This window comes from Pseudarthrobacter sp. NS4 (assembly GCF_024758005.1).
GTDB lineage: Bacteria > Actinomycetota > Actinomycetes > Actinomycetales > Micrococcaceae > Arthrobacter.
In genome coordinates this window covers 2,617,309-2,632,175 of the sequence record NZ_CP103288.1, presented here as the reverse complement: position 1 = coordinate 2,632,175, position 14,867 = coordinate 2,617,309, and the positions used below count along the sequence as shown (strand labels likewise).

Genomic DNA, 14,867 nt, shown 5'->3' with positions numbered 1-14,867 from the left:
AGTCTAAACCAATCTAGATGCATGTGCATCTATCGTGGGCTAAAACGCACCCAGTACGGAAATATTCCCCAGTTTCCTATTCGGCGTCGGGAGCAGCCCGGCGTCCGCTGACCTTTGGGACCATGCCGGTGGTCCAGTCCTGGAATTCCTCATCCATATCGGTGGCCGGCGCGAACTCGGGACGCTCCTGAAGCTCCCGGAGCAGCGCCTTCTTCTCGCGCCGGCCCTCCACGAGCCGGTACAGGACGGGGACCAGGACCAACGTCAGGGCGGTGGACGAAATGAGCCCGCCGATGACCACCACCGCCAGCGGCTGCGAGATGAAGCCGCCCCCGCCGGTGAGACCCATGGCCATGGGCGTGAGGGCAAAAACGGTTGCCAGGGCGGTCATCAGGATGGGCCGCAGGCGCTGCCGTGCTCCGTGGGTGATGGCATCAGCTACGTTCATGCCCGGCCGCCCGTCCCGCGGCTGCCGGTACTGGTTAACGAGGTCGATGAGCACAATCGCGTTGGTCACAACAATGCCCACGAGCATCAGCATGCCAATCAGGGACGGCAGGCCCAGGGGGACGCCAGTCACAAGCAGCAGCGCCACGGCTCCTGTGGCAGCGAACGGTACGGAGACCAGCAGGATCAGCGGCTGGATGAGGGATTTGAAGGTGGCCACCATGATCACGTACACAATGGCGATGGCCGCCAGCAGGGCCAGGCCAAGCTGCCGGAAGGATTCTGCCTGCTGGGTTGTCGCGCCGCCGATTTCGGCTGTGACCCTTGGCGGGAGCTGCACTTCGGCCAGTCGCCTCTGGACTTCTGCGCTGACAGCTCCCAGGTTGGAGCCCGACGGCGTGACGGACACCCGGGCGGTGCGCTGGCCATTGCTGGCGGTAATCGAGACAGGCACGTCCACCTGCTCCACGGAGGCGATGCTGCCCAGGGTGACAGGGACACCACCTGCAGGCAGCGGAATGCTGCGGACTGCCTCGATGCTGGTGAACCTGGTGCCCTGGCCAATCCGGACGGGGAAGTCGTCGGCGTCAATCCGTACTTCCCCCGCCGGGATGGGGCTGATGGTGGCGGCGAGGACTCCGGCCACCTGTTCTTCGTTGAGGCCGGCGGCGACGGCCTTGGCCCTGTCCACCCTGACCTGCACCACCGGCTGGGTGGCGGCGAGGTTGGTTTCCACCTCACTGGTGCCTGGTACGCCGGTCATGGCGGAGACCATTGTGTCGCTGGCTGACTGGAGGTCGGCCGTGGTGGCGGCCTTGAGGGTGATGTCCACGGTGGAGGACGTACCAAAGCCGCCCTGCTGGGTACCCACGGTGACCTTGCCGGAACCAGGCACACTGGCCAGTTCTGAGCGAACCGTGTCCTGCAGCTGCTCCTGGTCAGCCTTTTCATCCGTCACCACGGTGAACGTCGAATTGGACGAGCCGGTGGAAGTGAGGGCGGCGAAGCCGGCCTGCGCGTTGCCGGACGTCACCTGGACGTCCTTGACGCCGTCGATCCCGCGGAGCACCTCTTCGAGGCGGATGGCCGCGGCGCTCGTGTCCGCCAGGCTGGTTCCGGCCGGGAGCACCTGGCGGACCGTCAGGCTGTTCTGGCCGGAGTTGCCCAGGAGGTTGGTGGCCAGCAGTGGAGTCATGGCAGCGGTGGCGCCGAGTACCAGGACTGCGGCCACCAGGGTAATGACGGGGTGTTTCTGTGTCTTGTTAAGAATGGGCAGGTAACCCCGCTGCAGCCTGCTGCGCTGTTCGGCTTCCTGTGCCTTGGCACGTGCTTCGGCGGCGAAGGCCCGGGCCGCGGCGGAATCCGCCTGGAGACGTTCGGCGGTGGCACCGGGGTTTCGAAGGAACCAGTAGGCGAGGACAGGAACGATGGTCAGCGAGACCAGCAGGGAGGCCAGCAGGGCAATGGTGACAGTCAGGGCGAACGGCCGGAACAGTTCACCGGCCAGCTCACCCACGAAGGCGATGGGGAGGAACACCGCAACAGTTGTCAGGGTGGACGCGGTGATGGCCCCGGCGACTTCCCGGATTGCGGTGAGGATGGCGGTGACCTTGTCCTCCCCGTAGGTCAAGTGGCGCTTGATGTTTTCGATGACGACGATCGAGTCGTCCACCACGCGGCCAATGGCAATGGTGAGTGCGCCCAGGGTCAGGATGTTGAGCGAGTAGCCGGTGGCGGAAAGTCCGATGAAGGTAATCAGGAGGGACAGCGGGATGGACACCGCGGTCACCAGGGTGGAGCGGGCGGACATCAGGAAGACCAGGATGACGGCGACGGCAAAGCCCAGTCCCAGAAGCCCTTCGACGGTGAGGTCCTTGATGGACTTTTCGATGAAGGGTGCCTGGTCAAACACAGGGGTGAACTTCGCGTTCGAGCCGAGTTCGGCCTCCAGTTCATCCAGGGTGTCCCGCACCGCGTGCGAAATGCCCACCGTGTCGCCCTCGGGTTTCTTGGTGACGGACACGGCAAGGGTTTCGGTGCCGTTGGTGCGGGTGATGGAGGTGCGCTCGTCATCCTGAAGGGACACGTCTGCCACCGAGCCGATGGTGGCAGCATTCTTCGCTCCGGACAGCGGGAGGGCCTTGATGGCGTCGAGCGAATCCACCGGGCTGCCGATCTGCAGGGAGAGCGTCCTGCCCTGTTCCTCCAGCGTTCCGGCCGGCACCAGCGCGCCGTTGTTCGCCAGCGCATCACGGATGGACGTGACACTGGCACCTGCCGCAGCCATGGCGTCGCTCCGGGGGAGGATCTCGATGTGCTGGGAGGCGCCGCCGGTGACATCGGCGCCCCGGACGCCGTCGATCTTCTGCAGCCGGGGCACACTCAGCCGCTGGAGGTCCGCGTTCAACTCGCTGAGCGTCTTGTCCGATGACACGGCAAGGAACACGATGGGAAAGTCGCTGATGCTGCCGGCGATGGCCTGCGGCTGCACGTCCTCCGGCAGGGACCTCTTGGCGTTGGAGATGGCCCGGTCAATCTGGTTCCGCGCACGGTCAAGGTTCGACCCGTACGTGAACACCATGGTGATCTGGGAGACGCCGTTGCGGGACGTGGAGGAGGTGGATTCCAGCCCCTCCACGCCATTCAGCGCTGTCTCAAGCGGCCCGCTGACCTGCTTGTCCACTACCTCCGGAGAGGCGCCCGGCATGGCAGTCAGCACCGTGATCCGCGGGAACTCAATCGAGGGAATGAGTTCCTGCTTCAGCGACGACATGGTGATCACACCGAAAACGGAAGCGAAAACAGTGATCAGTGCGATCAGCGCCCGGTTTGCCAGTGAAAGGTTTGCCAGCCGGAACATCGCGCGGTCTCCTGTGCGGTTGAGGAACTGGTGCGGACCCGCTGGTGCCGGCCGCCGGCCCCCGCAGGGTCAGCGGCTGGCGGAAACGCTCTCCAGCTGGAGGGACTTGGCCGTAGCCTGCTCGAGCTCGATGGCGAGGTCCGGATTCTCATCCAGCTTCACCCCGTAGCCGGGCATCATGTCCTTGAGCTTTGACTGCCAGCCCTTGAAGTTCTTCGGGAACGTCTTCTGCAGCAGTTCGATCATGATGGGGACAGCGGTTGAAGCTCCAGGGGAGGCGCCAAGGAGCGCACCGATGGAGCCGTCACGGCCGGCGATCACTTCAGTTCCAAACTGGAGGATGCCGCCCTTGTGTGGGTCTTTCTTGATGATCTGTACACGCTGGCCGGCGGTGATCAGTTCCCAGTCGCCGTCCTTTGCCTCCGGGTAGTACTCACGCAGCGCCTCGACCTTGTCCCCGTGGCGCTTGGCCACTTCCTTGATCAGGTAAGCGGTGAGGTCCATGTTGTCCTTGGCCACTGCCAGCATCGGGATGATGTTGCCCGGGCGGATGGACAGCGGGAGGTCCAGGTAGGAGCCGTTCTTCAGGAAATTGGTGGAGAATCCGGCGTAGGGGCCGAACAACAGCGAACGCTTGCCGTTGACATACCGCGTATCAAGGTGCGGCACGGACATGGGCGGGGCACCCACGGACGCCTGGCCATAGACTTTGGCGCTGTGCTGGGCGGCGATGGTTTCGTCAGTGCAGCGGAAGAACTGGCCGGAAACGGGGAAGCCGCCGTAACCCTTGCTCTCGGGGATGCCGGAGGCCTGGAGCAGGTGCAGGGCCCCACCGCCGGCGCCGACGAAGACGAACTTGGCGTGGATCTTGCCGTGTTCTCCGGACTTCGGGTACTTCAGGGAGAGGTTCCAGCCGCCGTCGGAAGCCCGGGAAATTCCCGTGACGTCATGGCCGTAGTTGATTTCGACGCCGTTGTTCCCCAGGTACGTGGTCAGTTCACGGGTGAGTGCCCCGAAGTCGACGTCGGTGCCCTCGGCGGCGCGGGTGGCGGCAATGCGCTGTTTCGGGTCGCGGCCCTTGACGATGAGCGGTGCCCACTTGCCGATCTGGCCGCGGTCCTCGGAGTATTCCATGCTGCGGAACAGGGTGTGGGGCTTCAGCGCCTCATGCCGGGTCTTCAGGAACCTGGTGTGGTCCTCGCCGATCACGAAGCTCATGTGCGGCACGGTGTTGATGAAGCGCTTGGGAGAACCGATCAGGTTCCGGTCCACCAGGTGGGACCAGAACTGGCGGGAGAGTTGGAACTGTTCGTTGATGAGCAGTGCTTTGGAGGGGTCCACTGAGCCGTCTTTGGCTGCAGGGGAGTAGTTGAGTTCACAGAGGGCAGCGTGGCCGGTTCCGGCGTTGTTCCACGGGCCGGAGCTCTCCAGTCCGGGCTGGTCCAGCCGCTCGAACAGGGAGATGGTCCAGTTCGGCTCCAGCTGCTTGAGAAATGCCCCCAGCGTGGCGCTCATGATGCCGCCGCCAATCAGGACGACGTCGGCATGTGGGGTCTTGGAAATGAAGGTCACGATCAGTCTCCGATTGCAGCGGCTCTGGCTGTCACAGAATATCCCCGGGCAGCCGACATACTGAAATTGGACGGGTCCGTCAAGGCTTTAATTGCACCTTCGTGAAAACTTCATTTAAGACCGGTGATGCGGGATAGTTCACGACGCGGTCGGACAGGGCCAGCGCCGAGATGGGAAAGGCGATGGGAACCGCAGGAACAGTGGCCGCAATCTGGGCATTGATGGTGTGGTACTGCTCGTCGCGTTCCTGGCCCTCGGGCAGGCCGCGGGCACGGTTGATCTTCGAAAAGACCTGCGGGTCCTGGTAGCCGAACTCGCCGTTCTTTTCACCGAAGAGGGGGCCCACGAAGTTGTCGGCGTCGGAGTACGAACCGTTCCAGCCGAGGAGGTGCAGTGCGTGGTCACCGGGGGACTGGACCTTCTGGAGGTAGCCATCCGACCAATCCACCGGGACAGGCCGGATGTTGAGCCCGACGGCTGTGAGCTGCCGGCTGATCTCGGCATAGACCTTCTCAGGAGTTGGCAGGTAGGGCCGCGTGACGTTCAGCGGGTAGTAGAACTTCAGTTCCTCGCCCGCGTATGCGCCTTCCTTGAGGTACTCCTTGGCCTTTACAGGATCATGGCCCAGTTCCGGGGCGTCGTTGTTGAAGCCGCTGATTTTCGGAGGGACAAACTGGGTGGCCTTGGCGGTGTTGTCGATGAAGAATCTGCGGATCAGGGTTTCCTTATCGATCGCCATTTCGATCGCCTGCCGGACCTTCAGGTTCTGCAGCACCGGGATGTCCTGGTTAATGCCCACGTACATCACCGAGAACGGGTCGCGCTGGACGATCTGCTTGCCGCGTTTGACCAATTGATCAAAATTGCCCACCGTCACGGCGTCATAGCCGTCGATTTTGCCGTCGAGCAGGGCCTGGAGACGGGTCTGCGGATGGTTGTAGGCCAGGAAGTTGATGGTCGCTATCTGGCCCCGGTCACCCCAATAGGCGTTGTTGCTGACCAGGGTAACGCTCTGTTCATCCCATGACTTGAAGCTGAAGGGGCCAGTGCCTACAGGGTTTGTGGCGAAGGCGGAGACCGGGGGACCGCCCCTGTTTTGGTCGAGGACGTCCGCGGTGCCGGACGCCAAGGCCGCAGGAGAAGCCATGGCGAAGGCGGGCAGGGTCAGCGCCTGGAGGAACGCAGTGAACCGTTGGGTGAGGTCGATGCGCACGGTGTCTTCAGCGAGGGCGGTACAGCTCTTGAAGATGGACAGCCCGGGTTCGTCCGAGTGGGCCTTGAAGACTCCCTTAAAGGAGATGCCGGGTGCTTGCCGGCGCAGGTCCGGAGAGAAGGCGAACCAACGGTTGAAGTTGGCGCAGACGGCCTCGGCGTTGAACGGCGTGCCGTCATGGAACATGACGCCGGTGCGGAGTTTGAAGGTGTAGGAGCGGCCCTCGTTGGACTCGGTCCATTCCGTGGCCAGCAGTGGCGTGGGTTTGCCTGTGGTCTGGTCCACGCCCACCAGTCCTTCGAGGATCTGGCGGGTGATGCGCTGGGACTCCACGTCATTCGAGAGGGCTGGATCCAGCCCCAGTGGCTGGGCTGCGGTGCCGAAGTTGAAGGTGGCTGTTGGCTCGGCAGGGATGGTGGCGCTGGGCGAATCCGACGACGGCGAGGGGGACGGTGCGGCTGTGCACGAGGTCGCCCCCAACGCCAGGAGGACGGCGCCGGTCTTAAGGACCGCCCGCCGCGATGTACTGCTGGGCACTCGTTGATCACCTCTGGGTTCTGCCGGCTCCGCCGCATGCGGGCCGGGACCCAGTCTAGTTGACTAGCGCCGGCGTCCCCGGGAGGCGGTTCCCGGTGGACAGTACTGAAGCCCGGCACGCTTGCGCGGGCCCGGCTTCAGTATTTGTCCGGAATTTCGGGGTTCCCTGGCTTACTTGGGCATCAGCACCGAGTCGATCAGGTAGACCGTGGCGTTCTTGGTCTGCACGCCGCCGCAGATGACGCTGGCGTCGTCAACCTTGAGTTCGTCGCCGCTGCCCGTTACTGTCACCGAGCCACCCTGGACGGTTGCGTGCGTGCCGGCGATCTTGTCAGGGGTGATCTGGCCCGGAACAACGTGGTAGGTCAGGATCTTGCTGAGCAGGGCATCATCGGTCTTCAGCGTTTCGATGGTTGCGGCGTCGATCTTGGCGAAGGCATCATCCACCGGGGCGAAGACGGTGAACTCGCCGCCGTTGAGCGTGTCCACCAGGTCAACCTTGGGGTTCAGCTTTCCCGAAACCGCGGCGGTGAGGGTGGTCAGGATCGGGTTGTTGGAGGCCGCAACGGCCACCGGGTCGAGGGCCATGCCCTCAACGGAACCGGCACCCGTAGGGACCTGCTCTGCGTAGGCGGCGCAGCCGGGGCCGACCAGGTTGGCCGCCGGGTCCATGGCTGCCGCGGAGGGACTGGCCGACGGGGCCATGGTGGAGGCGGAAGGGGATTCAGCCGGCGCAGAGGTCCCCGACGTGCTGGCGGATCCGCCACATGCGGTCAGGCTCAGCAGAGCTGCGGCTGCAACGCCTGCGACGGTGAAGGTTGTGCGCTTGATGGTCTGCATTTCAGTTCTCCTTGGATTGTGGCGTTGTGCCCGCCGGGGACTGATGTTCACGGCGTATTTCTTGTCTGGCTGGTGGCCACCTGCCTTGGCTGGTGTCTCAATGGGTATTCGGCCGGTCCACGTGTCCGGATGGGTGGATTCCAAGGAGTTTTTCGGCGGCGTACGAAACCGGCGGCTTTCCGGGGCCGTTACCCGCTCGCCACGTGGGCATGGACAATCCCTTTTAAACACAGAAATCCCCCGGCCAGGAACCGGGGGATCTCTGTGTTTACTTGTGCGCAAGGGGGGACTTGAACCCCCACGCCCGAAGGCACAGGAACCTAAATCCTGCGTGTCTGCCAATTTCACCACTCGCGCAGGGCGTCCTGCCGCAGTAACGCAAAAACGTACGACGGCGGATGCCAGTCTTTATTGTAGCGTCGCCGCGGCAGGACCCGGGGCAGCGGTGGAACGGTCAGGCATCCAGCTTCAAGTCGCGGCGCAGCTTGGCTACGTGGCCGGTGGCGCGGACGTTGTACTGGGCCAGCGAAACCTTGCCCTCGGGATCCACCACGATGGTTGACCGGATCAGGCCCTCGTAGGTCTTGCCGTAGTTCTTCTTTTCACCCCAGGCGCCGTAGGCCTCTGATACGGCGTGGTCCTCATCCGAGAGCAGGGGGAAGCTCAGCTCCTCATTGGCGGCGAACTTTGCCAGTTTGTCCACAGGATCCGGTGAGATTCCCAGGACGTCGTACCCGGCCGCCTGCAGCGAAGCCAGGCTGTCACGGAAGTCACAGGCCTCCTTGGTGCAGCCGGGAGTGGAAGCGGCGGGATAGAAGTAGACGATGGTGTGGCGGCCGTTGCCCGGGGACAGGCTGATGTCCCCGCCGGTTGAGTCCTTCAGGGTGAACGCGGGCGCCGGGTCGCCGGTAACGAGTCTGTTGGCCAATGTTTTTCTCCTTGTTGCAGGCGGGTCACAACAGCCTAGTAAGGGGGAGGGACCAGTGCTAATCGCTACTTGGCTATACTTGCTGCTATGCCTGATATGGATCACTGGCCCACGGGGCGCCTCTTGTCCACTGCTGCGCGCCTCGTAGAACACTCCTGGAACGAAAAACTTGGTGCCATCGGTTTGACCCACGCCGGCGTGATCGCCATCGAGGTTCTGGACGCGCAGGGCCCCATGACCCAAGCGCAACTTGCCCAATTTGTACGCGTGCAGGCCCAAACCATGGGCAAGACACTCAGCCGCCTGGAATCGCACGGGCACATTGCCCGTGTCCGCAGCACGTCCGACCGCAGGAGCCACGTGGTGTCTCTCACGGAACGGGGCAAGGAAGCTGTGGCCGCTGCAGTGGAGATGGAACGTTCCGTCCTCGCTTCTGCGTCCATAGACCCTGAAGTGCTCCGCCAGGAGCTGCAGGCTGTTGTCCGTGAGCTCGCAAGCCAGTTCGCCACCACCCCGGGTAATGCTGCCGCGTTCGTGGAAAACTCGCAAAGCTGAAACCCAGGGCCGGCATTGCCGGTGGCGAAAAGCGTGACCCGAAGCCGGGTCACGCTTTTTTGTTGTCCGCGGTTGCCCACGCTTTTATGCAGCGTGGAACAGGGGCATAACAAAACAGCCCCCGGCCTGCGTTTCCGCAAGCCAGAGGCTGTTTTCCCAGTGGTGCACCCCCCGGGACTTGAACCCGGAACCCATTGATTAAGAGTCAATTGCTCTGCCAATTGAGCTAGAGGTGCATCTTTTTGTTTCAATCTTCCGGGGCTTTTCTTTCCCCGTTGATCTCCGCAACGACATGAAACTCTACACGAACTTTAGGTGCATGTGAAATCGGGCGGCCGGTAGGGCGGGGGCTAAGTCCGGCGTGGGCAAAACCAGCGCGGAATCAGGGTTTTCCGTGGTGGTAAGCAGTCAAAGTCCGCCCTCCAGGGCCCGGATCCCGCCCCTGCTCCGCCCGTGTTCGCGTGTGAAATGGGCCACAGGATTTCCTGCTACAGGCGTTTGCGCCGCGGTGCCTGGAAGCCGGCGGCTTCCGCATGGGCCGGCGATTCAAACCAGACGTCGGCCCTGGTCTGCCCGTAGTCCGGATGCCCTTCCTCGTAGTAGACCATGCCGCCGGCGTCGCCCTTGACGCCGTAATCCGCCGGGCCGCTGCCATCCGCCCCGGCGGCTGCTGAACCTGCGCCGTACGGTTCGTCAGCCGCGAGGTGGCCTGAAGCCTCCGCCGGGTGCCGGCCGGTGCCCGCCCCGCCCTCCGTGCGATGGTCGGCCCCTGCCTCCACGAGGGCGGAGGACTGTGCCCGGTCCTGGGTTTCAACTGCGGCCGCTCCGGACGGGACCGGGCCACCGGCGGCGCCGGCAGCCTGTGCCCGGGCGGGGGTTTGGCTCGTGGCGGGCGTGGCCGGCGTGGCGGAAGGGGCGGCCGTGCCGTCGTCGTCCCCTTCTTCCACTGCGGCCGTCTCGGCGCCGGGAAGCGTAGGGGCCTGCGGTGCGGTGTACTCGGGGTGATGGACGGGGGCTGCGTCAGCCGCAGTGTCCGGTGCCTGCACCCCTGCAGCTTGTGCAACCTGCTCTCGCGGCGCCGCCGGAGCTTCGCTTGGCCGCGCGGAGGAGCCGCCGCCCGCCTCGGACCACTGCGTTTCCCATTCAGTCTGGTCCTGGCGCCGCCGATCGTCTCCGGAAGAGCCAGTCGGTGTGTCCACGTCCGGTCCCGCTGCATCAGCGGAAGACGCCACGGAGGAGCCTGATCCGGTACGTTCCGGACGGGGGGCCTCCACCGAAGCCGATGATTCGGCAGGCTCGTCTGCTGTCGTGGGCACGGCGGGCTCGGCCGGCCGCCCAAAGCCCGCGGCAGTGGCAATGCCGGTAGTGCCGGCTGCTTCAGCGGAAGCCGCAGCACTGCCGCCGGAAAGTGCCCCGTCAGATCGGGGAGCATCTGTCCCTGCCGGCCTTCCGGGGGACTTGGCGGTGCTTTTGCGGTTCAGCAACCACCAGACAACACCCACGATGGCAACGATCAGAATGATCCAGAAAACTGTATCCATGGCAAACCCTTCAGTCAGGATGGCAAGGTGTCCTGCCACCGACGCTACGTCGGGTCCCTACTGCTGTCCAGCATTGCCGGCAGCAGTGGCCCGGGTCGTTCATGCCGTGCTGCACCGCCATCGGCACCGCGGCGCATTGCGGCCCTGTCAGGGATCCAACCGGGAGTGCGGCGGATGCTGGAAGGGGAAGCAGGGGGGCGGCGCCAAGCAGCCGGGAATGCGGCGTACAGCCCGGTGGACGGTTGGGGTGCCGCCGTCCGTCTCAAAATGCGAGACGGCAGTCCATTAGCTGATGGAAATTATGCCGATTTTGCCCATAACAGCAGCCTCGCGGTCGTTCCGCCCCCGCGCGGAGCCATAGACTTTCCCTTATGAGTGACAGCCAGATCGCAACTGAGAACAAGCCTGACATTAAACCCCGGAGCCGGGTCGTTACCGACGGAATCCACGCTGCACCGGCACGTGGCATGTTCCGGGCGGTCGGCATGGGGGACGACGACTTCGCAAAGCCCCAGGTTGGTGTCGCGAGTTCATGGAACGAAATCACTCCCTGCAACCTTTCCCTGAACCGGCTTGCCCAGGGTGCCAAGGAAGGCGTCCACGCCGGCGGCGGGTTCCCCATGCAGTTCGGCACCATCTCGGTCTCCGACGGCATCTCCATGGGCCATGAGGGCATGCACTTCTCGCTGGTTTCCCGCGAAGTCATTGCCGACTCCGTGGAAACCGTGATGCAGGCCGAGCGCATCGACGGTTCGGTGCTGCTTGCCGGCTGTGACAAGTCCCTGCCCGGCATGCTCATGGCCGCTGCCCGCCTGGACCTTTCCAGCGTCTTCCTGTACGCCGGTTCCATCATGCCGGGCTGGGTCAAGCTTGAGGACGGCTCCGAAAAGGAAGTCACCCTTATTGACGCTTTCGAGGCTGTGGGTGCCTGTGCTGCCGGCAAGATGAGCTTGGAAGACTTGACGCGCATCGAAAAGGCCATCTGCCCGGGCGAAGGCGCCTGCGGCGGCATGTACACGGCCAACACCATGGCCTGCATCGGTGAGGCGCTGGGCATGTCCCTGCCCGGTTCGGCCGCCCCGCCCTCGGCAGACCGCCGTCGTGATGAGTTCGCGCGCAAGTCCGGCGAAGCCGTGGTTAACCTGCTTCGCCAGGGCATCACCGCCCGGGACATCATGACCAAAAAGGCTTTCGAGAACGCCATCGCCGTCACCATGGCGTTCGGCGGATCCACCAACGCCGTGCTGCACCTGCTGGCCATTGCCCGCGAGGCCGAAGTTGAGCTGACCCTGGACGACTTCAACCGCATCGGCGACAAGATCCCGCACCTTGGCGACCTGAAGCCCTTCGGCCGCTACGTGATGACCGACGTCGACAAGATCGGCGGTGTTCCGGTGATCATGAAGGCACTGCTCGACGCCGGCCTGCTGCACGGCGATTGCCTCACCGTGACCGGCAAGACCGTGGCGGAGAACCTCGAGGCGATCAACCCTCCGGACGTGGACGGCAAGATCCTGCGCGCGCTGGACAACCCCATCCACAAGACCGGCGGCATCACCATCCTCCACGGCTCCATGGCTCCCGAAGGTGCCGTCGTCAAGAGCGCCGGCTTCGACGCCGACGTGTTCGAAGGTACCGCCCGCGTCTTTGAACGCGAACAGGGTGCCCTGGATGCGCTGGACAACGGCCAGATCCATGCAGGCGACGTTGTTGTTATCCGCTATGAAGGCCCCAAGGGCGGTCCCGGCATGCGCGAAATGCTCGCCATCACAGGCGCCATCAAGGGCGCCGGCCTGGGCAAGGACGTCCTGCTCCTCACCGACGGACGCTTCTCCGGCGGCACCACCGGCCTGTGCATCGGCCACGTGGCCCCGGAAGCAGTCGACGGCGGCCCCATCGCGTTCGTCAAGGACGGCGACCGGATCCGCGTGGACATCGCAGCCCGCAGCTTCGACCTGCTGGTGGACGAGGCGGAGCTCGAGGCCCGCAAGGTGGGGTGGGAGCCGCTGCCGGCCAGGTACACCAAGGGCGTCCTGGCCAAGTACGCCAAGCTGGTGCACAGCGCCTCCACGGGCGCATACTGCGGGTGATACCTTCCCCTTGCGTGGGGCGCTGAGCGCCCCACGCAAGGGGACCCTCGGCGTCACCCTTATTAAGCCCTTCCGGCCCGGGTGATTAGCTGAAGGTTTGATCCCTTCCGCTGGAAGGATCAAAAAGTGGACAATGGCGTCCACATGGTGAGATCGGCTAGCGGCTCGTTGACACGTATCTCACCAGAGGGAAAACTGAACGCATGACTTTCGTTACCGCCGGCACCGTCGTCGTCCTTACCAAGCGCGTGGCACATTAGCCTCCTCTGGTAACGAACCGTCACGCGCAAACCCCTCGAAGAGCCGCCAGGCTGAGGGGTTTTTTTATTTCCCGCAGTTTCCATGAACCACAGATGATCCACAAGGAAGAGTCCGATGAGCAAAGGATCGCCGATCAGCCCCTCGCTGATGGCTACTAAGTCCGCTGGAGCCACCAAGGCTCCGGAACGCGCCGACAGGACGGCTGAGCAGGCCGCCGTCGTCGCCGACCTTGCTGCCGCCTCTCCTGTCCTTGGGCCGAACAACGTTGTACCCCCAACGGTGATGAGCGGCTCGCAAGCTATTGTCCGTTCGCTCGAAGAACTCGGCGTGGACGATATTTTCGGTTTGCCTGGTGGCGCGATCCTGCCCACCTACGACCCCTTGATGGCCTCCAGCATGAATCACGTGCTGGTCCGTCATGAACAGGGAGCCGGCCACGCCGCGCAAGGCTATGCCATGGTCACCGGACGGGTTGGTGTCTGCATCGCCACTTCGGGCCCGGGTGCCACCAACCTCGTCACCGCCATCATGGACGCCCACATGGACTCCGTTCCGCTGGTGGCCATCACCGGCCAGGTATCCAGCGGCGTGATCGGCACCGATGCCTTCCAGGAAGCCGACATCGTGGGCATCACCATGCCCATCACCAAGCACTCCTTCCTGGTGACAGACCCCAACGACATTCCGCATGTCATGGCTGAGGCGTTCCACCTCGCTTCCACTGGCCGTCCCGGTCCCGTCCTGGTGGATGTTGCCAAGGATGCACAGATGGGGCAGATGACGTTCTCCTGGCCGCCGAAGGTGGACCTGCCGGGCTACCGTCCTGTCACCCGCGGCCACAACAAGCAGGTTCGTGAGGCCGCGAAGCTCATCGCCGCGTCCACCAAACCTGTCCTGTACGTCGGGGGCGGCGTGGTTAAGGCGCATGCAAGCGCAGAGCTGCGGGCCCTCGCTGAAGCCACCGGCGCCCCCGTGGTGACAACCCTGATGGCGAAGGGCGTCTTCCCTGATTCCCATCCGCAGCATGTCGGGATGCCCGGCATGCATGGCACCGTCTCCGCCGTAACCGCCCTGCAGCAGGCCGACCTCCTGATCACCCTGGGAGCACGCTTCGATGACCGCGTGACCGGCGTGCTCAAGACGTTCGCGCCGCTGGCCAAGGTCATTCACGCTGACATCGACCCCGCGGAGATCTCCAAGAACCGCACCGCCGACGTTCCCATCGTGGGATCGGTCAAGGAAATCATTCCGGAACTGACAGAGGCAGTACGCACGCAGTTTGAGGCCTCCGGCACGCCGGACCTCACCACATGGTGGGCCTTCCTTAACAACCTCAAGGAAACGTACCCGCTGGGCTGGACCGAGCCGGACGACGGACTGACCGCGCCGCAGAAGGTCATCGAGCGCATCGGTGCGCTCACCGGGCCGGAAGGCGTCTACGTTGCCGGCGTTGGCCAGCACCAGATGTGGGCGGCGCAGTTCATCAAGTACGAGCGCCCCCACGCCTGGCTGAACTCGGGCGGCGCCGGGACCATGGGCTACGCCGTACCGGCAGCCATGGGCGCCAAGGTGGGCGAGCCGGACCGCGTGGTCTGGGCCATCGACGGCGACGGCTGCTTCCAGATGACCAACCAGGAACTGGCCACCTGCGCCATCAACAACATTCCCATCAAGGTTGCAGTCATCAACAACTCCTCCCTGGGCATGGTGCGCCAGTGGCAGACCCTCTTCTACGAGGGCCGCTACTCAAACACCGATCTCAACACCGGCCACGACACCGTCCGCATTCCGGATTTCGTCAAGCTGGGCGAGGCCTACGGATGCGCCTCGTTCCGCTGCGAACGCGACGAGGACATCGACGCCACCATCCAGAAGGCCCTGGAAATCAACGACCGCCCCGTGGTCATCGATTTCGTGGTGAGCCCCAACTCCATGGTGTGGCCGATGGTGCCCGCCGGCGTGAGCAACGACCAGATCCAGGTTGCCCGCAACATGACCCCGGAATGGGAAGAAGAGGACTGAC

General features: G+C 64.2%; 9 protein-coding genes and 2 tRNA genes. 3 read left to right on the top strand and 8 right to left on the bottom strand.

The window, feature by feature from the left end; genetic code table 11:
- Positions 1-76: 76 nt before the first annotated feature.
- The 6 genes from NXY83_RS12410 to bcp all read right to left on the bottom strand — a co-directional run bounded on the left by NXY83_RS12410 (position 77) and on the right by bcp (position 8,397).
- Positions 77-3,307 (bottom strand): efflux RND transporter permease subunit, encoded by a 3,231-nt coding sequence (locus NXY83_RS12410; RefSeq protein ID WP_258802524.1) that lies wholly within the window; start codon positions 3,305-3,307, stop codon positions 77-79.
- 69 nt (positions 3,308-3,376) lie between these two features.
- A complete protein-coding gene (locus tag NXY83_RS12405; RefSeq protein ID WP_258802523.1) occupies positions 3,377-4,879 on the bottom strand; it encodes a malate:quinone oxidoreductase in 1,503 nt (500 codons plus the stop codon).
- Positions 4,880-4,958: 79 nt separating this feature from the next.
- Positions 4,959-6,629, bottom strand: a complete 1,671-nt coding sequence (locus NXY83_RS12400) for an ABC transporter substrate-binding protein (RefSeq protein WP_258802522.1) — start codon at positions 6,627-6,629, stop codon at positions 4,959-4,961.
- A 171-nt stretch (positions 6,630-6,800) separates the two neighbouring features.
- Positions 6,801-7,469, bottom strand: a complete 669-nt coding sequence (locus tag NXY83_RS12395) for a fasciclin domain-containing protein (RefSeq protein WP_258802521.1) — start codon at positions 7,467-7,469, stop codon at positions 6,801-6,803.
- 275 nt (positions 7,470-7,744) lie between these two features.
- A tRNA-Leu gene (locus tag NXY83_RS12390) sits at positions 7,745-7,826 on the bottom strand.
- 97 nt (positions 7,827-7,923) lie between these two features.
- The gene (gene bcp / locus NXY83_RS12385; RefSeq protein WP_258802520.1) at positions 7,924-8,397 is read right to left on the bottom strand and encodes a thioredoxin-dependent thiol peroxidase; all 474 of its coding nucleotides are present in this window, start codon (positions 8,395-8,397) and stop codon (positions 7,924-7,926) included.
- A gap of 96 nt (positions 8,398-8,493) precedes the next feature.
- Between bcp and NXY83_RS12380 the strand changes: the two genes are divergently transcribed.
- Entirely contained in the window at positions 8,494-8,952 is a 459-nt protein-coding gene (locus tag NXY83_RS12380; RefSeq protein ID WP_258806205.1) for a MarR family winged helix-turn-helix transcriptional regulator, read from the top strand.
- A gap of 160 nt (positions 8,953-9,112) precedes the next feature.
- Here the strand turns inward: NXY83_RS12380 and NXY83_RS12375 are convergent.
- Positions 9,113-9,188: transfer RNA gene (locus NXY83_RS12375), tRNA-Lys, on the bottom strand.
- Positions 9,189-9,440: 252 nt separating this feature from the next.
- Positions 9,441-10,493: a hypothetical protein gene (locus NXY83_RS12370; protein ID WP_258802519.1), complete on the bottom strand. Its 1,053-nt coding sequence runs from the start codon at positions 10,491-10,493 to the stop codon at positions 9,441-9,443.
- A 371-nt stretch (positions 10,494-10,864) separates the two neighbouring features.
- Here NXY83_RS12370 and ilvD point away from each other — a divergent pair, with 371 nt between their 5' ends.
- Complete coding sequence (gene ilvD / locus NXY83_RS12365; RefSeq protein WP_258802518.1) at positions 10,865-12,583, top strand: dihydroxy-acid dehydratase; 1,719 nt, start codon at positions 10,865-10,867, stop codon at positions 12,581-12,583.
- Positions 12,584-12,958: 375 nt separating this feature from the next.
- On the top strand, positions 12,959-14,866 hold the full coding sequence (locus NXY83_RS12360; protein WP_258802517.1) for an acetolactate synthase large subunit: 1,908 nt from the start codon (positions 12,959-12,961) through the stop codon (positions 14,864-14,866).
- Position 14,867 lies beyond the last annotated feature (1 nt).

Excerpts from the sequence above, each read along its gene's own strand:
- NXY83_RS12410 (WP_258802524.1), bottom strand. The coding sequence starts at position 3,307 with ATGTTCCGGCTGGCAAACCTTTCACTGGCAAACCGGGCGCTGATCGCA.
- NXY83_RS12395 (WP_258802521.1), bottom strand. The coding sequence starts at position 7,469 with ATGCAGACCATCAAGCGCACAACCTTCACCGTCGCAGGCGTTGCAGCC.
- NXY83_RS12380 (WP_258806205.1), top strand. The coding sequence starts at position 8,494 with ATGGATCACTGGCCCACGGGGCGCCTCTTGTCCACTGCTGCGCGCCTC.
- NXY83_RS12370 (WP_258802519.1), bottom strand. The coding sequence starts at position 10,493 with ATGGATACAGTTTTCTGGATCATTCTGATCGTTGCCATCGTGGGTGTT.
- ilvD (WP_258802518.1), top strand. The coding sequence starts at position 10,865 with ATGAGTGACAGCCAGATCGCAACTGAGAACAAGCCTGACATTAAACCC.
- NXY83_RS12360 (WP_258802517.1), top strand. The coding sequence starts at position 12,959 with ATGAGCAAAGGATCGCCGATCAGCCCCTCGCTGATGGCTACTAAGTCC.